The 24,222-nt window shown below is 62.8% G+C and carries 21 protein-coding genes and 1 pseudogene; 12 read left to right on the top strand and 10 right to left on the bottom strand.

The features are described from left to right. Positions 1 to 47 precede the first annotated feature (47 nt). Genes ATY77_RS00680 through ATY77_RS00670 form a run of 3 tightly spaced genes read left to right on the top strand, consistent with a single transcriptional unit; the run spans position 48 to position 3,660 of the window. Positions 48 to 1,259, top strand: coding sequence for a diaminopropionate ammonia-lyase (locus ATY77_RS00680; protein ID WP_088685636.1), 1,212 nt, complete (start codon positions 48 to 50; stop codon positions 1,257 to 1,259). Continuing rightward, positions 1,256 to 2,503: a Zn-dependent hydrolase gene (locus ATY77_RS00675; RefSeq protein ID WP_088685635.1), complete on the top strand. Its 1,248-nt coding sequence runs from the start codon at positions 1,256 to 1,258 to the stop codon at positions 2,501 to 2,503. The genes ATY77_RS00680 and ATY77_RS00675 overlap by 4 nt, the downstream gene beginning before the upstream one ends. Further along, positions 2,500 to 3,660, top strand: a complete 1,161-nt coding sequence (locus tag ATY77_RS00670; RefSeq protein WP_088685634.1) for a M20 aminoacylase family protein — start codon at positions 2,500 to 2,502, stop codon at positions 3,658 to 3,660. The genes ATY77_RS00675 and ATY77_RS00670 overlap by 4 nt, the downstream gene beginning before the upstream one ends. Before the next feature lie 3 nt (positions 3,661 to 3,663). On the opposite strand, the gene ATY77_RS00665 is transcribed toward ATY77_RS00670, so the two are convergent. From ATY77_RS00665 to alr, 3 genes are all read right to left on the bottom strand, one after another. Continuing rightward, entirely contained in the window at positions 3,664 to 4,683 is a 1,020-nt protein-coding gene (locus ATY77_RS00665) for an AraC family transcriptional regulator (RefSeq protein ID WP_088685633.1), read from the bottom strand. A gap of 81 nt (positions 4,684 to 4,764) precedes the next feature. Next, positions 4,765 to 6,045, bottom strand: a complete 1,281-nt coding sequence (locus ATY77_RS00660; RefSeq protein WP_088685632.1) for a D-amino acid dehydrogenase — start codon at positions 6,043 to 6,045, stop codon at positions 4,765 to 4,767. 28 nt (positions 6,046 to 6,073) lie between these two features. After that, positions 6,074 to 7,207, bottom strand: a complete 1,134-nt coding sequence (gene alr, locus ATY77_RS00655) for an alanine racemase (RefSeq protein ID WP_088685631.1) — start codon at positions 7,205 to 7,207, stop codon at positions 6,074 to 6,076. Between the two features lie 122 nt (positions 7,208 to 7,329). Between alr and ATY77_RS00650 the strand changes: the two genes are divergently transcribed. Further along, the gene (locus ATY77_RS00650) at positions 7,330 to 7,794 is read left to right on the top strand and encodes an Lrp/AsnC family transcriptional regulator (RefSeq protein WP_088686215.1); all 465 of its coding nucleotides are present in this window, start codon (positions 7,330 to 7,332) and stop codon (positions 7,792 to 7,794) included. Between the two features lie 39 nt (positions 7,795 to 7,833). On the opposite strand, the gene ATY77_RS00645 is transcribed toward ATY77_RS00650, so the two are convergent. From ATY77_RS00645 to ATY77_RS00635, 3 genes and pseudogenes are all read right to left on the bottom strand, one after another. Further along, positions 7,834 to 8,049: a CopG family ribbon-helix-helix protein gene (locus ATY77_RS00645; protein WP_088685630.1), complete on the bottom strand. Its 216-nt coding sequence runs from the start codon at positions 8,047 to 8,049 to the stop codon at positions 7,834 to 7,836. Between the two features lie 129 nt (positions 8,050 to 8,178). Then, positions 8,179 to 8,900 (bottom strand): annotated as a pseudogene (locus tag ATY77_RS00640) (LuxR family transcriptional regulator). A 159-nt stretch (positions 8,901 to 9,059) separates the two neighbouring features. Further along, positions 9,060 to 9,713: an acyl-homoserine-lactone synthase gene (locus tag ATY77_RS00635; RefSeq protein ID WP_088685629.1), complete on the bottom strand. Its 654-nt coding sequence runs from the start codon at positions 9,711 to 9,713 to the stop codon at positions 9,060 to 9,062. 175 nt (positions 9,714 to 9,888) lie between these two features. Between ATY77_RS00635 and ATY77_RS00630 the strand changes: the two genes are divergently transcribed. From ATY77_RS00630 to ATY77_RS00615, 4 genes are all read left to right on the top strand, one after another. After that, complete coding sequence (locus tag ATY77_RS00630) at positions 9,889 to 10,233, top strand: helix-turn-helix domain-containing protein (RefSeq protein WP_088685628.1); 345 nt, start codon at positions 9,889 to 9,891, stop codon at positions 10,231 to 10,233. A 184-nt stretch (positions 10,234 to 10,417) separates the two neighbouring features. Then, entirely contained in the window at positions 10,418 to 11,089 is a 672-nt protein-coding gene (locus ATY77_RS00625; RefSeq protein ID WP_088685627.1) for a hypothetical protein, read from the top strand. A gap of 120 nt (positions 11,090 to 11,209) precedes the next feature. Further along, a complete protein-coding gene (locus ATY77_RS00620; RefSeq protein WP_190237550.1) occupies positions 11,210 to 11,926 on the top strand; it encodes a hypothetical protein in 717 nt (238 codons plus the stop codon). A 63-nt stretch (positions 11,927 to 11,989) separates the two neighbouring features. Continuing rightward, complete coding sequence (locus ATY77_RS00615; RefSeq protein WP_088685625.1) at positions 11,990 to 12,394, top strand: hypothetical protein; 405 nt, start codon at positions 11,990 to 11,992, stop codon at positions 12,392 to 12,394. A 108-nt stretch (positions 12,395 to 12,502) separates the two neighbouring features. On the opposite strand, the gene ATY77_RS00610 is transcribed toward ATY77_RS00615, so the two are convergent. Continuing rightward, positions 12,503 to 14,227: an EAL domain-containing protein gene (locus ATY77_RS00610; protein WP_245314261.1), complete on the bottom strand. Its 1,725-nt coding sequence runs from the start codon at positions 14,225 to 14,227 to the stop codon at positions 12,503 to 12,505. Positions 14,228 to 14,774: 547 nt separating this feature from the next. Between ATY77_RS00610 and ATY77_RS00605 the strand changes: the two genes are divergently transcribed. From ATY77_RS00605 to ATY77_RS00590, 4 genes are all read left to right on the top strand, one after another. Beyond that, a complete protein-coding gene (locus tag ATY77_RS00605) occupies positions 14,775 to 16,088 on the top strand; it encodes a CmpA/NrtA family ABC transporter substrate-binding protein (RefSeq protein WP_088675516.1) in 1,314 nt (437 codons plus the stop codon). Between the two features lie 56 nt (positions 16,089 to 16,144). After that, a complete protein-coding gene (ntrB, locus tag ATY77_RS00600; protein ID WP_088685623.1) occupies positions 16,145 to 17,038 on the top strand; it encodes a nitrate ABC transporter permease in 894 nt (297 codons plus the stop codon). 11 nt (positions 17,039 to 17,049) lie between these two features. After that, positions 17,050 to 17,847, top strand: a complete 798-nt coding sequence (locus ATY77_RS00595) for an ABC transporter ATP-binding protein (protein ID WP_088685622.1) — start codon at positions 17,050 to 17,052, stop codon at positions 17,845 to 17,847. A gap of 69 nt (positions 17,848 to 17,916) precedes the next feature. Further along, a complete protein-coding gene (locus ATY77_RS00590) occupies positions 17,917 to 18,636 on the top strand; it encodes a 4'-phosphopantetheinyl transferase superfamily protein (protein WP_088685621.1) in 720 nt (239 codons plus the stop codon). On the opposite strand, the gene ATY77_RS00585 is transcribed toward ATY77_RS00590, so the two are convergent. The 3 genes from ATY77_RS00585 to ATY77_RS00575 are packed head-to-tail and all read right to left on the bottom strand — an operon-like array spanning position 18,609 to position 24,193. Next, the gene (locus ATY77_RS00585) at positions 18,609 to 19,967 is read right to left on the bottom strand and encodes a SidA/IucD/PvdA family monooxygenase (RefSeq protein WP_088685620.1); all 1,359 of its coding nucleotides are present in this window, start codon (positions 19,965 to 19,967) and stop codon (positions 18,609 to 18,611) included. The two genes, ATY77_RS00590 and ATY77_RS00585, sit on opposite strands and share 28 nt — an antisense overlap. Next, complete coding sequence (locus tag ATY77_RS00580; protein WP_088685619.1) at positions 19,964 to 23,956, bottom strand: non-ribosomal peptide synthetase; 3,993 nt, start codon at positions 23,954 to 23,956, stop codon at positions 19,964 to 19,966. Before ATY77_RS00580 ends, ATY77_RS00585 begins: the two co-directional genes overlap by 4 nt. 18 nt (positions 23,957 to 23,974) lie before the next feature. Next, positions 23,975 to 24,193: an MbtH family NRPS accessory protein gene (locus tag ATY77_RS00575; RefSeq protein ID WP_088685618.1), complete on the bottom strand. Its 219-nt coding sequence runs from the start codon at positions 24,191 to 24,193 to the stop codon at positions 23,975 to 23,977. Between the last annotated feature and the right edge of the window lie 29 nt (positions 24,194 to 24,222).

The following is a 24,222-nucleotide window of genomic DNA, read 5'->3' as shown; positions in this document are numbered from 1 at the left end:
CGGACGGTGCAATAGAGTTCAGCGACATCACGAAATCGAGGTTCGCCATGTTTCTTCCGAACACCACCGCCGGCTATCGGCTGCCGCTTGATCCGCGAGACGAGCAGACGCTCGGCATCGCCGCCGCCGAAGAGGTGGAGCGCTACCTCGCCTTCCGCGAGGACCATGCGGTTACCCCGCTCGTCGCCCTGCCGGGACTGGCGCGCGAGATCGGCGTCGGCGCGATCCACGTCAAGGATGAGGGCCATCGCCTCGGCCTCGGCAGCTTCAAAGCGCTCGGCGGCGCCTATGCGGTGATCCGTCTCGTTCTCGAACAGGCCCGGCGGAATCTCGGCCGCGACGTCGATATGTCCGAGCTGCATTCGGAAGAGGTCCGCGCCGTTGCGCGCGGGATGACGGTCGCCTGTGCCACCGACGGCAATCATGGACGCTCGGTTGCCCAGGGCGCGGAGCTCGTCGGCGCGCGCGCCGCGATCTTCGTGCATGCAGGCGTCAGTGACGAACGTGTCGCCGCCATCGCCCGTTTCGGCGCGGAGATGATCCGCGTCGAGGGCACCTATGACGACTCCGTCCGCGAGGCGGCCCGCATCGCGGAGGCGAAGGGCTGGATTATCGTCTCGGACACCTCCTGGCCGGGCTACGAGCGCATCCCTGGCCTGGTGATGCAGGGCTATACCACGCTCATCAGGGAAGCTCTCACGCAGATGCCGGAGCCACCGACCCATGTGTTCGTTCAATCGGGCGTCGGCGGCATTGCCGCGACGGTCGCCGGCCATCTGGCGATTGCGCTCGGCGAGCGGCGCCCCGTCTTCACCGTCGCCGATCCCGCCCGCGCGGCATGCCTCTTCGAGACGGCGCGGGCCGGCCATCCCGTTACGGTCGCCCATGGCGAACCGACAGTCATGGCGATGCTGGAATGCTACGAGCCTTCGCTGGTCGCCTGGCGTGTTCTTTCGCGTGCGGCCGACGCCTTCATGACGGTGGAGGAGACGGAGGCGACCGCGGTCATGAATCGTCTTGCCCGACCTGTTGCCGGCGATCCCGCGATCGTTGCCGGTGAAAGCGGCGGCGTCGGCCTTGCAGCCGCCATCAAAGCCGCCACCGACCCGGCGATCAGGGCGGCGCTCGCGATCGGCCAAGGCTCTCGCATCTTCGTCGTCAACACGGAGGGCGCGACCGATCCGGGCAAATATGAAGAAATCACCGGACTGCCGCCCGCCGCGGTCGCCGCGAAGAACCGGCAAGGAGCCATGGCATGACCAGGCCATCCATCGATGCGGCGCGTCTTCTCGGACGCATCAGGACGCTCGGCGAGATCGGCCGGGATAGCGAAGGCCGGCTCGTCCGGCTGGCGGCGTCCGACAGCGAAAAGCTCGGCCGCGACCAGTTCGTGGCGTGGATCGAAGACGCGGGACTCGCGGTCGCCGTCGATCGCATCGGCAATATCTTCGGCATCTGGAAGCCCGATGGGGTGGCAGATGAAGCGCCCATTCTCCTCGGCTCGCATATCGACACCGTCATCTGTGCCGGCATCTATGACGGCTGCTACGGCACGCTGTCGGGGCTTGAAGTGATCGAGACGCTGAAGGCGGAAGGTCTGGCGCCATCCCGGCCGGTCGCCGTCGCGGCCTTCACCAACGAGGAAGGCGTGCGCTACGCGCCCGACATGATGGGATCGCTGGTCTATGCGGGCGGTCTCGACGTCGATGCCGCCCTTGTTACCATCGGCACCGACGGGACGGTGCTCGGCGAGGAGCTGAAGCGCATCGGTTATGCCGGCGAATATGAGCCGGGTTTCCTGAAACCGCACGCCTATGTCGAGCTGCATATCGAGCAGGGGCCGGTCCTCGAGCGCGAGGGTATTCCCGTCGGCGCCGTGGAAGACCTTCAGGGCATTTCCTGGCAGAAGGTGACCATCACCGGTGATGCCAACCATGCGGGAACGACGCCGATCTCGATGCGCCGCGATGCGGGTCATGCCGCGGCACGGGTCGTCACCTTCCTGCGCGACCGGGCTAAGGCCTCGAACACGCCGACGGTGGCGACGGTCGGCTGCATGAATTTCGAACCGAACGCCATCAATGTGATTCCGTCGCGGGCAACCTTCACGGTCGATCTGCGCGACCCGGACGAGGATCGCCTCCGCGAAGAAGAAGCCGCGCTCGCATCCTTCCTGGAGAGCTTGTCTGCCGAAGAGCAGGTCGGCATATCGGTGGAAAGGCTCGCCCGGTTCGAGCCGGTGAAATTCGACCAGGGGATTGTCGAGCTCATCGAAAACTCTGCGCGAAATCGGGGTCTCGCCTGCCGGCGGATGACCTCGGGCGCCGGCCACGATGCGCAGATGATCGCCAGGATCGCCCCGTCGGCGATGATCGTCGTTCCGAGCGCCGGCGGCATCAGCCACAATCCAAAGGAATACACCGCCGACGAAGATCTCGTTGCAGGCGTCAACATCCTGCTCGACGTCGTTCGCCGCCTCGCCACGGAAGGACTGCCGGCATGAGCATCGACAGGAATGCGCTTCACGCGGACATGACGGAATGGAGACGCCGTCTCCACGCTCATCCCGAATTCGGCTTCGAGGAACAGCGGACCGCAGCCTTCGTCGCGGCCAAGCTCAGGGAGTTCGGCTTCGACGAGGTCGCCGAAGGCATCGGCGGCACCGGCGTCGTCGGAACGTTGAAGCGCGGCAGCGGCAATCGCGCCATTGCGCTGCGCGCGGATATGGATGCCCTGCGTATCAGCGAGCAGGCGGACGTCCCCTACCGGTCGCAGAACCCCGGCACCATGCACGCCTGCGGCCACGACGGCCACACCACGATGCTGCTCGGCGCGGCAAAGACCCTGGCTCAAGAAGGCGGTTTCGACGGTACCGTGCGCTTCCTCTTCCAGCCGGCCGAGGAATGGGGCAAGGGCGCGCTCGCGATGATCGCCGACGGGCTGTTCGAGCATTTCCCCTTCGACGAGATCTACGGCATCCACAATATGCCGGGGCTTGCCGTCGGCAGTTTCCAAACGCGTCCCGAAGCGATCATGTCGGCCGAGGACAATTTCGAGATCACGCTGACCGGTATCGGCGGCCATGCCGCGCGGCCGCATTGGGGCAATGAAGTGCTCGTCGCCGCCTGCGCGCTGGTGACAAACCTGCAGACCATCGTCGCGCGGCGGCTGGACCCTGCCGATATCGGCGTCGTCTCCGTCACCGAGCTGATCACCGACGGTACGCGGAACGCGCTTCCCGGCCTTGCCCGCATTCTCGGCGATGCCCGCAGCTTCCGTCCGGAGATCAGCGAAACCATCGAAAAGCAGATGCGCGTCATCGCCGAGGGCACGGCCATGACCTACAACGTCAAGGCCGACGTTCTCTACACCAGGGAATTCGTGCCGCTCATGAACGATCCCGTCCTGACGGAGGAAGCCCTGGCGGTGGCGCGCGATCTCTACGGCGCGTCGAATGTCGCCATCGCGAGCAAGCCGATGACGGGGTCGGAAGATTTCGCGCAGTTCCTTGCGAAGGTGCCGGGCTGCTTCGTCTTCCTCGGCAATGGCGAAAACTCACCGCCGCTCCACAACCCGACCTACGATTTCAACGATGCGGGCCTGCTCCATGGGGCAGACTTCCACGCTGGAATCGTCCGCCGGCGGCTCCGGGCAGGCTGACGCTCATTGCTTGAAGACCTGTGACGGCAGCTGGCCGAAACGCTTCCTGTAATCGGCAGCAAAACGCCCGAAATGGGTAAAGCCCCATCTCAGCGCGATCTCGGCAATGGCTTGCCTGCCGCCGGATTCCAGCAATTCGCGATGGGCCGCCAGCATGCGGATTTCATGCAGATAGGACATCGGGGTCGTGTTCCTGAACTGCCGAAAACCCTGCTGCAGGGTCCGTACGCTGACCTTGGCCGCCGCCGCGATGTCGTCGAGCGAGATCGGCTCGGCGATGTGTTCCTGCATGTAGTCGATGGCCCATTTGACATGGCGAGGCGCCGGCGCCGGAGCGGTCAGCGCCAGTTCGTCCGAATAGCGATTGGGACAGGCCTCCAGAAGCAGGTAGATCACCGCATCCGAGAGCGAGCTGACAGCCAGCGGCGAGCGCCGCAGCGGTCCATTTCCGGCAAGACCGGCGTGAAGGTTCGCCACGATCTGCTGCAATACGAGCCCGGGGCCGGCCGCAAGATCGATATCGGGATGAATGCCGATGTCGCCCGTGATCGTTCGCTCGAACATATGCGTGAGGCGCCTGACGATCATCCCCCGATCGATGAACATGCACAGGTGTTGGCGGGGGCCGAAGATGCTGGTGCCCCTGGCACGGCCCGGCTCCAGGATCACGCCCCGGCCAGGCACGGAATAAATCGGCTCCTTGCCGCCGCCGAAGAGCATGTTGCCCTGCGTCGGCAGAAATATGGCCAATCGGTCGACAACCCCGTCCCGCTTGCCGACAAGCGTGCCTTCATAGGAGCAATCGGCAACGCTGACATCTCCCGCCGAGATGAAATTGCAGTGATAGGAAATCGGCGCATTGCCCTCCGCCATCATCCTGATCGCTGCTTTCGGCGTCGACAATGCTTCCGAGAGCTGGTCGGGGTCCGTTCCGCTCTGCACCATGTCCCGAAAGGACATGCCTGCCATCGCCGTCTCGCGGGAAAGATCGGCGGTGCTATGCCTGTGGGGATCAACGGACATTCGTGACCTCGGATGACGGCGTTCCAAAGGAATAACCGATTTGTACAGCCATGCACGTTCCCTTTCCTGCCGCTTGCGCGCTCAGCCGTACCGGCTGACTGCAAGATCCTTGGCGTCGATTTCGGGCGAGCGGCCGCTGACGAGATCGCCGATCAGCCGCGCTGAACCAGTGCTCATCGTCCAGCCGAGGGTGCCGTGGCCGGTATTGAGGAAGAGGCCGGCGACCTTGGTCGGGCCAATGACAGGCGTACCATCCGGCGTCATCGGGCGTAGGCCGGACCAGAAGGACGCCTTGGAAACATCGCCGCCGGGGAAGAGATCGGTGACGGAGTGCTCCAGCGTGCTGCGGCGGGCCAGGCCGAGATCGTTGGTATAGCCTGATATTTCAGCCATGCCGCCGACGCGGATGCGATCGCCGAGGCGGGTGATGGCGATCTTGTAGGTTTCGTCCATGACGGTCGATTCCGGCGCACGCGACGCATCGGTGATCGGAATGGTGAGCGAATAGCCCTTGACCGGATAGACCGGCAGGCTGATGCCGAGAGGCTTGACGAGCAGCGGCGAGTAGCTGCCGAGCGCCACCACCACCGCATCCGCGCTCATACGCTCGCCATCGGGATCGCCGTCGCCATCGCGATGGCGAGCGGTGATCACCCCGCGCACGCGCCCGGCCTCGACATCAAGCGCCTTGATCGTCGTGCCATAGACGAAGCGGACGCCGAGCGCTTCGGCTTTGGCGGCCAGCGCATTGGTGAACTTGAAGCAGTCGCCGGTTTCGTCCTTCGGCGTCAGCAGGCCGCCGACGATCTTGTCGCGCACATGCTTCAGCGCCGGTTCGACTCGGATGCAGCCGTCCCGGTCGAGCACCTCGTAGGGAATGCCGTCGGCGGCCAGCGCCTTGACGTCCTTCGCCGAAGCATCGAGCTGCTGCTGGGTGCGGAACAATTGCAGCGTCCCCTGCATGCGCTCGTCATAGGCGATGCCGGTTTCGGCGCGAAGTTCGGCGAGCGCGATGCGGCTATAATCCGCAAGGCGCAACATGCGGCTCTTGTTGATCGCGTAGCGCTCGGAGGTGCAGTTCGACAGCATTCTCGCCATCCAGGCGAGCATGGCCACGTCGAATTTCGGGCGCACGATGAGCGGCGCATGTTTCATGAACAGCCACTTCATGGCCTTCGCAGGAATGCCGGGTGCCGCCCATGGCGAGCAATAGCCGAAGGAGACTTCGCCGGCATTGGCAAAGCTCGTCTCCAGCGCCGGGCCGGACTGACGGTCGACGACCGTCACCTCGTGGCCTGATTTGGCGAGCTGATAAGCGGAGGTGACGCCGAGGATGCCGGCGCCCAGAACGATGACTTTCATGATCTTCCCAATGATAAAGCGCCTGATCTCAGCGATATTGCCTGTGATAACGATCGCCGAGACCGGTTAGGATTTCGTAAGATATGGTATCGGCATCGCGCGCGATATGCTCGAGCGTCTGATGCGGCCCGAGCACTTCGACAAGGCTGCCGAGCGTCAGAACGCCTTGCGGCAGCGCCGATACATCGACGGTGATGCTGTCCATCGACACACGCCCGACGATCGGCAGGCGGATGCCGTTGAAATAGACAGCGCCGCGGCCGCTCAGGCTTCGCGGCAGGCCGTCGGCATAGCCGGCTGCAATGGTGGCAAGGCGCGTTTCCTGATGCGTGACATGCGCGCCGCCATAACCGACCTTCGTGCCTTCAGGCACGGCTCGCGTCTGCACGACGGCGACATCGAGGCTGACGACCGGTTCCATCGGATTCTCTGCACCGGCATTCGACGCGCCGCCGTAGAGCGCGATGCCCGGCCGGGCGAGCACGCCATGATAGGCATCGCCCAGGAAGACGCCGCCGGAGTTGGCGAAGGAAATATCGAAGCCCGGAAATTCCTCGGCGATGCAGGCCATCTCCGCCAGCTGTTCGCCGTTCTGCGCGCCATCCGTCTCATCGGCCGAGGCCAGGTGACTCATGATGAACAGGATCTCGACATTGCCGCCATCGCGAAGGGCGGCCGCGAGGTCTGCCCTCTCTTCACGGGGGAAGCCCAGCCGCGACATGCCGGTGTCGAACTGCAGGACGGCGGGCAGGCAGCGCTTCAGCGCGCGCGCCGCCGCCGACCATTGCCGCCACTGGGCGAGCGAGTTCAGGACCGGGACGATGCCCCTCTCGGCGCAGGCGATTTCATTGCCCGGCTGCAAGCCGTTCAGAACGAAAATCTGGGCGTCCTGGGCAAGCGCCGGCCGGAGCCGCATGGCCTCGATGAACTGGGCGACGAAGAAATGCCTGCAGCCCTGACCGTAGAGCGTTCTGGCGACCCGTTCGGCGCCGAGGCCATAAGCATCGGCCTTGACGACGGCGCCGGCGCGGACCGGCGTCAGCATGGATACGAGCTTGCGGTAGTTGCGGCCGAGTGCGGCAAGGTCGATCGTCAGATAGCCGGTGGCTCCCTGCATGATCGTGGCAGTACGTGCGTGGGAAACCAAAATATCGCTATCCATGTCCACCCCTCTTTTCCAAGAGTGTATGAAATAATGAGCGACATTGCCTGCGATTCTGTCATTGATTATTGCGTGACTTGCATATTATGCGCATAGTCGATGAAAATTTGGAACAATCGATCATGCCCGCCCTCGACGCCACCGATCGCAACATTCTGAGACTGCTGCGACTCGACGCCCGCGTGAGCAACGCCAAGCTCGCTGCAGAGGTCGGCCTGTCGCCATCGGCCTGCCTCAGGCGCATCAAGATCATGGAAAAGACGGGCGTGATCCGCGGCTATACGGCGCTGCTCGATACGAGCAATGCGGATGCGATGATCGCCGTGATCATCAACATCACCCTCGAACGACAGACGGAAGATTATCTCGACCGCTTCGAGGCGGCGGTCCGCCGGCACCCGGAAATCCGGGAATGTTTTCTGATGACGGGCGGCTCGGATTATCTCCTGCGCGTGGAAGTCGCCAATGCGGGCGAATTCGAGCGGATCCACAAGGAGATCCTGTCGGCCTTGCCAGGCGTCCTCAGAATTCACTCCAGCTTTTCGATCCGCAACGTCCTGGCGACGCGGACGAAGGGAAAGCGCTGAGCACAGTTTCCCTGCTTCGCATTGCAGCCGGGGAAAAGATTATTTGTGGCATTCTGGCGTGGGGAGTTCTTCGTCAGTTCCCCATGTTGAAAGCCAATTCGCGACCTCATCGCCGGTCACGTGCCGACCAGTCGCCTGAAATTCATCCCAGGCATCGAGCGTCTCGCGCTTCTCCTCACGCTCCACATATTGTGCAAATTGCTGGACACGGCCTTTCAGTTCGTCATCGAGCTTGAGCGAGGTCGGCGATCCCATGGAACCTCCTTGGTCAAAGGCAATACGGAGCGCTAACGTAAGTTCCCCCAAGCCCGTTTGTCCATGAAGATGTTGAGCGCTCCTTCACGAAAGCCTGGCCTGAGGCGGAGAAGGCGATGCCATTTGATACTATATCAGCTCAAGCGCAGTGGCCTTGGCTACCGCTTCCTCGTGGAGACGGTCAGCTTCCGGCGGGCCGAGGCGAGGTAGAGCTGCACGGCGCTGACCGAAATGGACAGGCGGGCGCAGATCTGCTTTGCCAGCAGGCCGTTGGCCGTCATCTCCAGGCATTGCAGTTCGCGGCGCGACAATTGCGGGAAATCCGCGGTCTTTCGCATGCCCGACAGGACCATGGCCCGGTCATGGAGGTGGTGGGCGAGAAACTGGAGGTCGTGCATGCTGTCCGTGCGGAACTGCCGCCAATAGGCATCGGGATGATTGGACGTGACGGTAAACAGCGATCGCTCCCCTTGCGGTCCCCGCACCGGCAGGGTGATGCCTTGCCGGCCGACGCCGAAGGCCATCGCCTCCTTGAAGAAGCCGTGCGCCCGGCCCGAATCCCATTTCGAAGCGGACCATTCCACTGGCAGGAAGCCCCGCCGGCCAAGGCGGACGATAGGATCGATGCTGAAATAGTCCCGCTCGAGATATTGCTTCACCCACTCGGGCGGATAGGTCAGCATCAGCAAGGGATTGCTGGCATTGCCGCCGGAGGAGCGGGTCACATGCAGAACCATATGCGAGATGGCGTAGATATGACGGACTTCGTCCAGCGTTGCTTCCAGATCCCGCAATGTCGGCGATGCGGAGATCCGGTCCAGACTGTAGAAAAAACGAGAACTGCTCAGCATGAGATGAACTCGCAGTTGTGTGTTTGCTTGACTGCTCGTATCGGTATCATTTAGCGACTGCTGATAAAAGCGCAATCCCCAGCACGACGTGAAAAATAGGTTAAGGTCCGGCGCGTCCTATCCCACTCTGGATGACAGCGCTTTCCATCGGTCCCCATCTCACCTGATGCCGCCATGCCTTTCGCCGGCGACAGCCTCGGTGGGATTGTGGGAGGCTTGCTCGATAAGGCGGGACAGATTGGTGCGCAGTATGCGGCAATTCTCCGCCGTAACGTCCCACAGGCCGACGAAGAGGTTGCCGATTTCCGGCCGGGATCTGGCAAGCGGCGTCGGTCTCCAGCCGATCCGTCGGTAGACGCCGGTCATCGCGGCATCGTAGACGCCGACGATGCTTTCGATGCCGGTATCGAGCGCCAGATCGCAAAGCCCGGAGAGCAGTTCCGTGGCGACCGTGCGCGAGGAATTTTGATCGATCTGTCCGGCAAGCGGATGCACGCAGAAGCGGGTGCATTCCCAGGTCGTCGGACTGTCGACATCGATGGGCTCGTCGAAGAATTGACGAAACTCGCTCTTGAGCATCGTCGCCCCTGTGGTCGGCAGCAGGCGCAGCGAGCCCGTCAGCGTGCCGGAGGGCCCTTGCGTCACGATGTAGACGGGATCTTCCGTCTCGTCGTATCGGTCTCTTTCCCATTCGTCCCTGACATCGACCTGCCATCCCAGCCGGTCGCGGAAGACGGCGGCGCGTGCGCGAAACATGTCATCGAAGGCAGGCCGATCGGTCTCGAACATTTCTCTGGTGAGTATCCGCAGCATCTCCGTCCTCCTGATCGTCGAAGTTTCACAAAGGGAGGACGGCCCCGGCAATATGGATATTTCACCAGATTGACCGGGGCTTCGCTTTGCCTTTCATTTTCATAAGCGATTTCTGATATTAACCGGCAAACGCTCTCCATGACCGCCGAAGAATATAAACATGGGGAGGATTCCGATGACGCACGACATGGCACGCGGCAAACGCATTCGCGAGGCGATATCCCGCGGCAAGTTTCGGAAAGTTCATGCCCTCGCGGCCGAACTGAACGTCTCCGTCGCCGCCGTTTCGCGCTGGCAGAATGGCGGTCACACCTCGCTCGAAAGCGCCTGCGCGCTGGCGCACCTCCTGGATGTTTCCCTCGACTGGCTGCTGCTCGGGCGCGGCACCATGGACTGGCACAGAAGCAGCCCGGTCTCGGCCACCGAGCTGCAACTGGTTCTGGCGCTGCGCGACCGGCCTGCGGCAGCCCGCTCCAATCTCATGGGCCTGGTCGAATCCATTCCCCCGGAGCACCCATAACGCCAGGCGAAAATCTGCGCAGATTTTCAATCTGCGCTCAACACGTTTAAGTTGCCATTCAGCAGGTCATCAATGATCTTTCTTGTCAGGGTTTCACAAACGGTCTCAGCAAAAACGGCTTATCCGCCTGCCTCGCCGCCGCGGAAACCCTTGTTTTCACTCTCAACCGAGAAGGGTCGTGACCATGTCTACTTTGCTGACCATCAACGTGAAAAACTACGAGCCCCAAGCGCAAGGCTTCTTCTTCTTCCAGCAGCCGGCCATCTATACCGGCGGCGGACAGGTCTATTCGAACAGCCTGTTCTCGCAGACCCTCGTCAACTACGATTCCGGAGGTTCGATTCTGACCTTCCAGGTCAATCTGCAATATTATGCCGGTATCCAGCAGGCGAATACACCGCCGGCTATCGGCTCCGCTTCCGGTTATGCATCGGCCAGCCGCCCCGTCGATCTGGCTCCAGCGGCGGGCGGCAGCGGTAAGCCGAACGACTGGACGACCGCAACTGTTAGTCCGCTCGCCCTTTCCGCACCGACCTACGGGGAGGGGGTGCAGCCTGGCGCGTTCCGCATCACCACACCGAGTTTCACCTCTCCGCCCTATTACAACGTCGGCTCCGCGGTCGAGGTCAATGGCGGCATCGTGCTTTCCAACTTCGTCCAGGCAAATCCGCTCAGCAATACCGATTGCCAGCCGATCCTCAAATATTATGTCCAGACCGGCTCCTACACGCCGGGCAGCGTCATGGATTTCACGCAGTCGAGCGCGAACTCGGCCATCGCTGACTTCACCGGCGGCTACACCGTCTGCAATGTCACGCTGAACGCCAATGGCACCTGGAGCGTGCAGCGCCAGTAAGCCTCGGCAGTATGCGGGTGAGGTGTCCCTACCTCACCCGCATACTCACCATCCGCACGATTGCCGCCGTCTGCCGGGGTAACGAATAGGGCTGGATCTCAGACAGGAGCGCCGCACGCCATGACCAGTTCGTCTTACCAGATCATCGTTCGGAACCTGTCGCAGACGACGCAGTATTTTTATCTTTTCCAGAAGCAGGCCGCTTTTCCGTCTTTGACGAACCCTTCGGTCCTCGCGAGCAGCCTCGGCTGTCAGAGTGTCGGCAATTACACCAGCTCAGGAGCCCAGATCAATTTCGGCCTGGACAGACAGGTGTACGCCGGCGCCCTCAGCACCACGCAGTCGGCGCCGCCCTCGCAACTGATCGCGCTCATCGCGCTCGATGCCAACACACGATCCATCGTTACCAAAACCACGGCCGCCCGGTCGATCACGCTCACCACAGCAAGCGGTTCACCTGACAATTGCACGAGCTTGTCGCTCGATCCGCTCGGTCTTTCCGTGCCCGCCTATCAATCCGGGATCCCCACAGGCGCCTTCGCCATGAACGTGCCCACCTATACGCCTTTGCCGACTCCGGAACTTTATTGCGGCGTCGCCGCCCTGAACGACGATGAGTCGATCATCCTGTCGAGCTTCGTCGCCCCTGCGCCGAACGCCGTCCTGAGCTGCGTCCCGGAACAGGTCTTTTTCGTAAAAACCGGCTACCAGCCGGCCGGAGCCATCGTGCCCTACGACGAGACCAACGCCGCCCGCTGCGATTTCACCACCGGCTACGCAAGCTTCACCGTGACCTACAACGCCAACGGAACCTTTTTGGTGACAGGAGGACCATAGACCCAGAAATCCGCTTCGTGATTGACGCTTAACCATCAACCCCGAGCTTAAAGGAGCATATCAATGCGGAACATCGCCTCTAAATCTGCTGGCCAAACAACCCGCCGCGGCAAGATCGCCGCCGTCTTGGTCATTGCTGCCGCCTCTCTTCTTGCCACAGCGCTGCCCGCCGCGGCACAACTCGCCTTTTCGCCCGATTGCCGGAATTTCCAGGCCATCGCCGTCGCCGCGCCGAACGACGCGATCCTGTTCACCAAGCAGCCGGTGCCGCATCCGAACGGAACGGCAACCGTTTTCGCGATCAACGGATTGGACAACTACGTCATTCCGGCCGGCGTCAATTCCTGCATCGTCGCAGCGCCCGAAGCCAATGACAACTACTGCTTCATGGCCCGCAGCGACAACACGATCGATGGCGTCGGCTTTGCCGCCATTCACAATCCGGGCGGCCTGCCCGCGTGCCAATAACGAGTGAATTCTCTACTCGACAAATCTGCTCCCCGCCTTGTCTACGGGTAAGGCGGGGAAGAAAAAGAGCGGCCGGTCAGCCCGCAAGGCAAGGCACGACATGTCTCATCAGCTCGCGTGGTTGACACCAGCTTGCCGGACCTCAAGCGCTTCCTGCTCCAGCCGCGCCGTCAGATCGGCAAAGGATTGCGGGCGTCCGAACGCATAACCTTGAAGGGTGTGGACGCCGAGACCGGCAAGCACCTGGGCATGGTCGAGGGTTTCCACCCCTTCCGCGATGACTTCCATGTCGAGCGCGCGCGCTATGTCGACCAGCGAGCTGACCAGCCGGCGGCTGGGCACCGATTGCAGGATCGGCATCACCAGCTGGCGATCGATCTTGACGCGATCCGGCCGCAGCTCGAGCAGGCCGAGCAACGACGCGTGACCCGAACCGAGGTCGTCGATTTCGATGTCGATGCCGAAGGATTTGATTGTCTGGATATTCTCCCGCACCTGATCGCTCAGGCTGTCGAGGAATATCGTCTCTATCAGCTCGAAGCTCAGCCGGCCGGGCGGTATGTCGAACGATCCGAGCCTGGTGATCCATTCGGGATCGTCGAGACGGTCGGCGGAGAGGTTGACGGACACCCGGATTCCGGCGAGCGCGGCCGAGGATTCCATATCCGACAGAACGGCTTTCAGAATGACATCATCGAGCTCTGCGACCAGTCCGTTCGACGCGGCGAGCGACAGGAAATGCGACGGCGCGAGAATCCCCCTGGTCGGATGGTGCCACCGCGCCAGCGCCTCGACGCCGTTGATCCGCAACGACCTGGCGTCGACCTGAACCTGATAGAAAGGCCGGATCTGGCCGAGCGCCAGTCCCGAACGAAGGTCCTGGGCAAGCTGCCTTTCGTTGGCGAGCGCCGAAGCCATCTCATCGGAAAACACCGCGGCGCGGTTCCGGCCGTTCCGTTTGGCGTGATAGAGCGCCAGATCCGAATGCGAGAGCAGCTTGGCGAAATCGGCGCTTGCGGCACTGGCAACGCCGATCGAGCATCGCACGATCAGCGTCTGATCGCCGACCGGGATCGGATTGCCCAGGCTCTCCTGAATATGATCGAGCACCGCATCGATCCGGGCGCCTTCGTCTTCGGGGATGAGGATTGCGAACTCATCGCCGCCAAGACGCGCGGCGACACCGCCTGCGGAAATGGCGTTCAGCAGAATCTTGCTGACATGGCAAAGAACGAAATCGCCGACCGCATGGCCGAAACGATCGTTGATTTCCTTGAAGTGATCGACGTCTATATGGAAAAGCGTGACCTTGGCGCTTTCTTTTCTGGCAAATTCGGCCAGGGCAAAATCGAAGCTGCGCCTGTTCAGGAGGCCTGTGAGATGATCGTGGTCGGCTGCGAGCCGCGCCTCCTCCCGGCTTCTTTCGAGCTCCTTGTTGAGAAGCACGTCGTCGGTCACGTCCCATTCGGCGCCGACGAAGCAGGGATCGCCGCTCGCATCGACGAAATAGCGGGCGCGCGAGCGCAGATAACGCACCACGCCGTCCGGCCGGATGATGCGGAACTCGGATGCATAATCCGATTTGGTTTCTATGGCGCGCAGAAAGACCGCATTGGTCGGCGCCAAGTCGTCGGGATGGACGCTATCAAGCCAGATGACATCGAGCGGCGCCTTGGGCACGCCATAAATCGCCTTGAGCTGCTCGTCCCACCGCGTCTGGTTCTTCGCGATGTTGTGCTGCCAGATGCCGATCCCGGATGCCTCGAGAGCCAGGCCAAGCTGGCGAAGCAGGTTCTCAAGCTCGACATTCGTTCTGGACCGTTTCGTATTCAAGGCGATCTCGCTGTTTCGTTCGCCCAAATGTCTCATTGAATATTATATAGAGTGCTAATCGGCATCTCACGGCAATCGCGCCGCCATGCGGCGCAGCCGAGATGGCTCAGCATGCCTGCCGTCATTCCGCGAGCCATTCAGTTGCCGAGTGCCGATAAGCCCGCTGATCCGCCATTCTCGTAGACTTCTGGGCTACGTCAGACGCCACTGTGCATTGCACAAATAGCGCGCTCCTGCAAAAAGCCTCGCCCTCGCAACCGCACAAAACATTACCATTTTTTCTCAATGCCCAAGAAATAGGCGTCGCTAAAAATCCGGAACTTTTCGTTTAATGCCAGCCCTTTAGGGACCAACTCTCAAATTGGCACGCCGATTGCGTAGTCCTAGACGCACCGGTCAACGGCGACCGGCGCGGATAGGCGCGGCATAAGCGCCTGCAATAGACAATGGCGTCGCAAGGTCTTTGCTGTCGGGAAACTCCCATCCCGCGAGCAATGTCCGGCGGCGTTTTTTTGCGTGCGAATTCACAGCAGAGGGGAACCTGCAGATGAAAAAGATTTCGACGACTGGGATTTCGACAAGTGGCATCACCCGCCGCAGCATGCTCAAGACGACTGCGGCGGCCGCCTTGATCGGCGCCGTCAAAACTGCCTTTCCCTCCGGCGCTTTTGCGGCCGGGGCCGGCCCTGAGGTGAAGGGCGTCAAGCTCGGCTTCATCGCTCTCACCGATTCCGCGCCGCTCATCATCGCCAAGGAGAAAGGCTTTTTCGACAAACACGGCCTGCCGGAAACGGACGTCGCCAAGCAGGCATCCTGGGGTGCCACCCGCGACAATCTGGTGCTCGGCGGCGCAGCCAACGGCATCGATGGCGCGCATATCCTCTCGCCGCTCCCCTATCTCATGCAGACCGGCAAGGTGACGCAGAACAACAAGCCGGTGCCGATGGCGATCCTTGCCCGGCTCAATCTCGACAGCCAGGGCATTTCCGTCGCCAAGGAATATGCCGAAACCGGCGTGCAGCTCGATGCTTCCAAGCTGAAGGCCGCCTTCGAGAAGAAGAAGGCGGAGGGTAAGGAGATCAAGGCCGCCATGACCTTCCCCGGCGGCACCCACGACCTCTGGATCCGCTACTGGCTCGCCGCCGGCGGCATCGATCCGAACAAGGATGTTTCCACCATCGTCGTGCCGCCGCCGCAGATGGTCGCCAACATGAAGGTCGGAAACATGGACGTCTTCTGTGTCGGCGAGCCGTGGAACGAGCAGCTCGTCAACCAGGGCATCGGCTTCACCGCGGCGACCACCGGCGAGCTCTGGAAGGGGCATCCCGAAAAGGCGCTCGGCCTGCGCGCCGACTGGATCGAGAAGAATCCGAACGCCGCCAAGGCCCTGCTGATGGCCGTCATGGAAGCGCAGCAATGGTGCGAAAGCATGGATAACAAGGCCGAGATGGCCGAGATCCTCGGCAAGCGCCAATGGTTCAACGTTCCGACCAAGGACGTGCTCGGCCGCCTCAGGGGCGACATCAATTACGGCAACGGCCGCGAAGCCAAGGCCACCGACCTCTATATGAAATTCTGGAAGGACGGCGCCTCCTATCCGTTCAAGAGCCACGACACCTGGTTCATGACGGAAAATGTCCGCTGGGGAAATCTGCCTGGTACAACCGACATCAAGGCGCTGGTCGACCAAGTGAACCGCGAAGACATCTGGCGCGAGGCCGCCAAGGATCTGGGCGTCGCTGCGGCCGACATTCCCGCCTCCTCGTCGCGCGGCAAGGAGACCTTCTTCGACGGCAAGGTCTTCGATCCTGAAAATCCTTCCGCCTATCTCGACAGCCTGTCGATCAAGGCCGTCTCCTGATCCCGCCTCCGGCGCGCGCGGCGCGCCGGCCTTCCATTCCCGTGAGGAGCGCGCTGATGTCCGCCCTGGCAAATAAAGAAATTCCCTCGATAGTCGTCCCTGCCAAGCCGGCGGCGAAGGTGCTGTCATTCTCCGGCAAGCAAGGCTCGCGGATCGATCTTCGCCGTGCGGCGCTGACCGCACTTCAAAATGTCGTTCCGCCGGCCGTCGTGCTGGCACTTGTCCTCCTCCTCTGGCAGGCGCTCTGTTCATCGGCGGACGCCTCTCTGCCTTCGCCGCACCAGGTCTGGCAGGATAGCTACGACCTCATCGCCTATCCGTTCTTCAACTACGGCTCCCAGGATATCGGGCTCGGCTGGCGCGTGCTGGTTTCGCTGCAGCGCGTCGCTTACGGCTTCGGCCTCGCCGCCGTCGCCGGCGTCATCGTCGGGGCGATCATCGGCCAGTCGATCTGGGCGATGCGCGGCCTCGATCCGATCTTCCAGGTGCTGCGCACGGTGCCGCCGCTCGCCTGGTTGCCGCTGTCGCTCGCGGCCTTCCAGGATTCCAACCCTTCGGCGATCTTCGTCATCTTCATCACCTCGATCTGGCCTGTCATCATCAACACCGCCGTCGGCGTCCGCAATATTCCGCAGGATTATCGCAACGTCGCCGAGGTGCTGCGGCTCAACCAGCTCGAATTCTTCTGGAAGATCATGCTGCCGTCGGCAGCCCCTTACATCTTCACCGGCCTCAGGATCGGCGTCGGCCTCTCCTGGCTCGCCATCGTCGCGGCCGAAATGCTGACCGGCGGCGTCGGCATCGGCTTCTTCATCTGGGACGCGTGGAACTCGTCGCGCCTTCCCGACATCATCGTCGCGCTCGCCTATATCGGCATCGTCGGTTTTGCCCTCGACAAGCTGGTGGCCGCGCTCGGCAAACTCGTCACCCGCGGCGCCATGGCCAACTGAGGACCATCCTGATGAACGCCTATCTCAAGCTCGATCATATCGACAAGCATTTCGATCGCGGCGGCGTGCGCGCCGAAGTCCTGAAAGACATCAACCTGACGATATCCGAGGGCGAATTCGTCTCGATCATCGGCCATTCCGGCTGCGGCAAGTCCACCCTGCTCAATCTCATCGCCGGCCTGACCCCGGTGTCTTCAGGCGCCGTGCTCCTGGAAAATCGCGAGGTCAACGAGCCGGGTCCGGAACGCGCCGTCGTCTTTCAGAACCATTCGCTGCTGCCCTGGCTGACGGTCTATGAGAATGTGAATCTCGCCGTCTCCAAGGTCTTCAGCCGAACGAAGACCAAGGCCGAGCGGCATGACTGGGTCATGGCCAATCTCGACCTCGTGCAGATGGCGCATGCGAGAGACAAGCGGCCCGCGGAGATCTCGGGCGGCATGAAGCAGCGCGTCGGCATTGCCCGCGCGCTTGCCATGGAGCCGAAGATCCTGCTGCTCGATGAGCCCTTCGGCGCGCTCGACGCGCTGACCCGCGCCCATCTTCAGGATGCGGTGATGGAAATTCATGCCCGGCTCGGCAACACCATTGTGATGATCACCCATGATGTCGATGAAGCGGTGCTGCTCTCCGACCGCATCGTGATGATGACCAACGGCCCGGCGGCCCGCATCGGCGAAGTGCTCGACGTCACCATGCCCCGCCCCCGCAACCGCATCGAACTCGCCTCCGACCGGACATATCTCAAATGCCGCGAAGCGGTGCTGAAGTTCCTCTACGAACGCCACCGCTTCATCGAAGCCGCGGAATAGACCCGCGGCGATTGCGGACATAAACCGCTGCCCGATTGCCAATCGGGCAACGGTACGCATACTGGCCTGATGCAGCAATCAGACAATCAACCGGCCGCCATCGATGTCGTGCTCTGGCAATATCCGAAGAACGGGAGCGATGGGGAGCGCTGGATGCGGTCGCTTTCACCGAATGAGCGGGAGCGCGCAGCGACCTATCGCTTCGAACGCGACCGGACCTCGTTCATCGCCGGCCGCTATCTGCTGCGGCAACTGCTGAGCGCGCATACCGAAACGCAGCCTGACAAGGTCGTGTTGCTGGCGGATGCGTACGGCAAGCTGACGGTCGAGGGCCGCGACAGGCTGCAGTTCAGCCTTTCCAATGCCGACGGGCTGGTGGCGGTCGCGGTCACGTCAGAATACGAGCGCGTCGGGATCGACTGCGAACGCGCCGATGCCGAAATCGAAGCAGCGGCACTGGAGAGCTATTGCAGTTCGGACGAACGGCGCTGGCTCGATCAAATGCCTGCGGGCGAACGGCCGCGTGCGGCCGTTGCCCTTTGGACACTCAAGGAGAGCCATCTCAAGGCGCTCGGGGTGGGCTTGCGCGGGGATGCCCGCAGCGTCGCCTTTTCCTGGCAGGACGGCATCCCGGTCCTGGTTCAGAGCGGCGAACCCGACCGGCAATGGCATCACCGTCTGCTCGAAAGCGGCAGCCAGCACGTCGTCGCGCTGGCCGTCCGCTCCCAATCCGGCGCCCCCGGCATTCATCTCCGGATGTTTCAGGACGAGAGCAGGCCGTCCGAATAGCCGGCGCGCAGCTGATGCGGCATGGCGGAAGCGGCCTCCGTCGCCCAGACCAGCTGCGCACTGTCGGGTTCGGCATCGAAATGCTGCCGGCCGAGAAGCGCGTTGACGATGCTTGCACTGCGCCAGGCCATCAGGCTGAGCTGCGAGTCGGCGATGCCATGCGAGTACCGGCCGGCATTCTGCGCAAACAGCCGGTTGGCCCTCGGGCCTGTCCATTGCATCGTGTAGTCGTCGTTCAGGGTGGGATAGCCGTTTCTGTCGAGGCTGATCCTTTCGCTGAGCGAGCCGAGCGCATCCGGCAAACGGAACCTGTAGCCGGTTGCCAGCACCACCGCATCGGCATGCAGCACCTCGATCCCGCCGTCGAAATGGTTGCGGACGATCAGCCGATAGGCATTGCCGTTCCGCTCCATCTGGATCACGTCGCGGTTCGGCGACAGGGATGCGGTGAGCGTGCTCTGATCGAGATAACGCAGCGCGTAGAGGCGGCGGTAGATCGAGTGGATCGTCGAAATCGACAGGCCGTCGCTGGTGAGGATCGAGTTTTTCAGCGCCGCCTGCTTCTGCTCGCCGCTGAGCTTCAGATAGGCCTGCACATATTCCGGCGAGAAGACCTGGTTCGAAAACGGCGTGTCGTTGATCGGCTCGAAATTGTGGCGCCGGCTGATCCAGGTCAGCTCCTTCATCGAGCTGGCATCCCCAAGCAGCGCTTCGACCACCTCGCCGCCGCTCTGGCCGCCGCCGACCACGACGATGCGGGCGGCGCGAAGATCTTTGAGACGCGACTTGGCCTCGCTATTGTGGAAGCAATCGGGCCCAAGGAAGGGTTTTGCCCAATCGGGCACGAAGGGCGAAGATCCCGTGCCGATCACCAGGTTCTTCGCTTCTTCCTGGCCGTTGTCGAAGCGCAGGACGAAGCGGTCGTCGCGGTGCTCCACGTCGCGGATGTCAGTTGCGTAGCGCAGGCCGTCGACGCCGTTGGCGACCCAGGCGAGATAGCGCGCGAATTCCTGCCGGGGAACGGCGTCGTAATTGGCGTTCAGGAAGGCGTAGAGCCTCTTATGCGCCACCAGATAGGAGACGAAGGACCAGCGGCTCGTCGGCAGAACCGGCGTGACGAGATCCTTCAGGAAGGACGACTGCAGCTCGACGCCGGGCATCATCATGCCGGGATGCCAGTCGAACGTGCCGCGCCGCTCGAAGAAGCGGCTGCGGACCTCGGGCACGGATTCCAGCAGGCAGGCAAGGCTCAGATTGGAGGGACCGATGCCGATGCCGGCAAGATCGAGCGGCTCGTTGAGGGCATCCCTGCGGGTAAAAGCGACGGTCATGCGTTATCCTTCTCTGTTTCCTTGAGACGCAGGGCAAGCCTTGAATGGAAGGCGGGAGACCCGATCATGTGCAGATGGTTGGTGCCGGTGATGATTTCGGCCGCGCGCGCCCGCGGCGACAGGCGGCGCCAATCGATCAGGTTGAGGCCGCGATTGAGGCTGTCGTCGGCCGCCCAGGGATAGATCGGCACATCGTGGGGAACGAGCCGATGCTTGCGGAAGATCAGGGCGTTGTCGATCAGCACCCAGAACGTATGCTCGCGGCTGCTGATGTCAGGGCCGTCGGTCGGCAGCGGATCCTTCTCGTCGCCGACGAAGCGCAGGAACTGCTCGTAGGTATCCGCGTCCATGGTCGAAAGCAGCCGGTCCCATTCGGGGCGCATCGCCGTTTTCCGCAGCCATGCCTGCACGTCCCGATGCAGCGCGTCGCGCTCGCCGGGCCGGAAGCGAGGCTTGGCGCCGATCGCGAATTCCGAGCCGAGATCGCACACGTCGACCATCGCCATCATCCTGACGTCGACTTCGTTGCCGAGGGTGCGGGCAGCCTCGTAGGCGAGAAGCCCGCCCCAGGACCAGCCGAGGAAAGTGCAGGGCGCGCCTCTGCTATGGATTCTGATGTAATCGACATAGGGCTCGATGATCTCTTCGATCGGCGCGCCGACCTCTTTCTTTTCCGACAGCGAATGGCAAATGAAGCCGGTCGCCGGCTGGTCGGCGCCGAGATAATCGACGAGCTTCACATATTCGCGGGTGCTGACCAGAAGCCCCGGGAAGCAATAGAGCCGCGGCTTGGTGCCGGCGGCGCGCAGCACGATCACCTCGGAGAGATCGCGCTCCTCCCCCTGCTCCATCACGCCGGCAAAGGCGCGGATGGTCGGGTTGTTGAAGATATCGGCGACAGTCAGCGGAACCTTCGGCCGGCGCTGCCTGAGCTGCGTGAGGATGCGGATCGCGCCCAGCGAATTGCCGCCGATGGCGAAGAAATTATCCTCGACGCTGATCGCTTCCAGCTTGAGAACCTGGCGCCAGACATCCAGCACCTCCTCTTCCAGCGCGGTCGCCGGCTCGATAATGGCGCGTTTGACCGGCTGGGGTGCGGGCAGCGCAAAGCGGTCGAGCTTGCTGTTCGGATTGGTCGGCATCTTCTCCAGTTCGACGACAGCGGCCGGCACCATATAGGAGGGCAGGCTGCGTTCGAGGCCGGCACGAACCGTCTCGACGTCAAGCCTCTCGTCCTTCTTCGGCACGACATAGGCGACCAGCGCCTTTTCGCCGCCGGCATCGTCGTCGCGCAGCACGACCAGGGCTTCGCCGACGCCGGGCTGCTGGAGCAGCGCTGCTTCGATCTCGCCGAGCTCGATGCGGTATCCACGCAGCTTCACCTGATGGTCGACGCGGCCGACGAATTCGACGGTGCCGTCCTCACGCCAACGCGTGAGATCACCGGAACGATAGAGCCGGCCGCCTTCCTTCGAGAACGGGTCGGGAATGAAGCGGTCGGCGGTCGTATCTGCTTTGCCTAGATAGCCGCGCGCGATGCCCTCGCCGCCGATATAGAGTTCGCCGGTCACGCCGATCGGGCACAGGTTGAGATCGGGATCGAGCACATAGACGCGCCGCAGCCCGACGGCGCGGCCGAGCGGCGCATAGACGCCCTGGAACTTGGTGCCGGCCCTCACCTTCCAGACCATCGGCGTCATGATCGTTTCCGTGGGACCATAGCCGTTGATCAGCCATTCCGATTTCAGCGCCCGCGACAGAAGATCGAAGGTCGATTGCGCCAACCCTTCGCCGCCGAAGGAATAGAGGCGCATCGGCGGCGCGCCGTCGGTAATGTCAGCCCATTCCGCCAGCTGCTGCAGATAGGTTGTGGGAATGCTGGCATTGTTGGCGCCGTGCTTGCGCATCGCCGTCAGCGTCTCCTCCGGCATCCACAGCGGCTGGTCGGGAAGGATGATGCTGCCGCCTTCCATCAGCGGGTTCATCCATCGCTCATGGCCGCCGTCCGAACTGAAAGGCAGGAAGGGCAGCTCGCGGGATTCCGAGCTCATGCCATAGACGCGCGAGGTATTTTGCAGATGGTGGGTCAGCGGCCCGTGCTCGACGGCGACACCCTTCGGCAATCCCGTCGAGCCCGAGGTGTACATGACATAGGCGAGCTGGTCCTTGTGCGTCGGAAGATAGAGCGGCGTATCCGGCTCGCCGTCGAGATCGAGCTTGTCGAGTTCGAGCACGGTCGCGTCGAGCTCTTCCGGCAGGCGGTGGCGCAGCCAGCTATGGGTCAGCACGATCTTGACGCCGCCATCGCGCAGGATGTGGTGGTTGCGCACCGGCGGATGGTCGGGCTCGACCGGAATATAGGCGCCGCCGGCCTTCAAGGTCGCGAGGATACCAACGATCGCCTCCGGCGAGCGCTTGATGAAGATGGCAACCGTCACTTCGGCGCGAACGCCGAGCTGCCGCAGCCGATGCCCGAGGCGGTTGGTGCTCGCCTCCAGCCAGCCATGGCTCCACTCCTCGTCGCCATAGACGATCGCTGTTTTGTCGGGCGTGTGGCGCGAATGGGCCGAAATCAGCTCGTGCACCGGCCGGTCGTCGTTGACGACGTCATCCTCATAGGGCGCCGACAGCCAGTCGAGCTCGTCGCTGCCCATGAGCTCGATATCCTTGATCCTGAGATCCGGCTTCGCGACGATCTGCTCCAGCACCAGGCAAAAATGCCTGGCGACACGGGCAATCAGGGCGCCGTCATAGAGATCTCCAGCATAGTCGATCAGCCCGTATGCGGCGCCATCGGCACGCGCTTCGATCACCAGGGAAAGCTCGCTGTCGGCACGTGCGCCCCAAGGTTCCAGGTTCGTCGCCTGCCTTGGGACCGGATAAGACTCGCGGAATTCGAACAGAGCCTTGACCACGGCCTCCTGTGCGGCGGCCTCGTCGACGACCAACTCCTGCGTGATGCGCTCCAGCGGCACGAGGCGGGCAAGCCCCTCCTGCGTCACCGACGAGATCGCCGCGACGACGTCGTCGAGCGAGTGTCTGGAGGTCAGCGAAAACACGAGAGGAAGAACCTGTTCGGCGCGGCCGCGGCTGGCGAAATGTTCGGTGCGCGGCCGCGCGACAAGCAGGCCGGTCAGCAGGGCATAGTTGCCGCTGTAGCGTGCCAGCAGAGCGCAGAAGGCGGCGTGCAGCACGCGCTCGACCTGAACGTCCTTGCGCCCCGCATGCCGTTCGAGTTTGCTCCAGAGGTCGGGCTCGATCGAAAACCGATGCTCGGCGCGCGCCACACCTGCCAGCCCGCCGCTGTTGAAGCGGGTCGGGAAGGTCGAGGCGGCATAGTCGAGGCCGATCGCATCGCGCCAATAGGCAAGCGCTTGCCGCGCCTCATCCGTCTCCAGCCAGTCGGCCTCCCGCGTCCCGGCGGCGATTTCCACCGGCTGGATGTCGCCGGCGGGTTCGCCATCGAGAATGCGCGCCAGCGACCCGGCAAGAGTGGATTTTTCGCGGTCGTCGCAGATGATCGGATGCAGCACGATCGTCAGCAGCGATTGCCCATCGGCAAGCCGGATGATCTGGATGCGCGCACCGGGGCCTTCCAAGAGATCGAAGCGCTTGTCGCGGAAGGCTTTCCGTGCGGCCAAGGCATCCGGCTCGGAAACGGCCGCGCCGTCATTGCCGAGGATTTCGATCGGCACTGCGTTCGACGCGCCGCGATATTGCTCGATGCGGCCGCCCGCCAGCCGGCGGAAGCGGAAGGCGAGCGACGGATTCTGCGCCACGAGCGTCCGGCAGGCGCCGGCAATCGTCTCGATGTCGATCGCGGCACTCAGCCGCAGCCCGATGACCTGGTCGGGAAAGACGGTGTAATTGCCGATCTGCTCCAGCGACCAGATGCGCTTCTGCGCGATCGTCAGCGGAAAACTCTCGAAGACGGCGTCCACTGCGTCGGTCGGGCGGGCATCGGCGAAATTGGTGATCTGCTTGTTCATCTTGCCATCCAGAGGTTTTCAGAGACGCGCATCGCCGGCCATCGCCGAGCGCAGGGAGAGCGGGCGGGGATCGGTCCAGACGTCGCGGATATGGGCCAGGCATTCCTGGCGCGAACCGGCAAAGCCCGCGGCCTCCCAGCTCACCGGAATCCGCTTGTCCTGCGGCCAGACCGAATAGTGGCGCTCGGTGTCGATGACGACGATCCAGAGATCGTCGCGGGGTTCAAGATTGTCCATTCGAAGCTCCTGCAGAGATGGATGTCATG

Origin of the sequence: Rhizobium sp. R634 (assembly GCF_002211305.1) — a bacterium.
GTDB lineage: Bacteria > Pseudomonadota > Alphaproteobacteria > Rhizobiales > Rhizobiaceae > Rhizobium.
The sequence above is the reverse complement of the archived record's forward strand: the minus strand, read 5'-3'. Positions and strand labels throughout refer to the sequence as shown.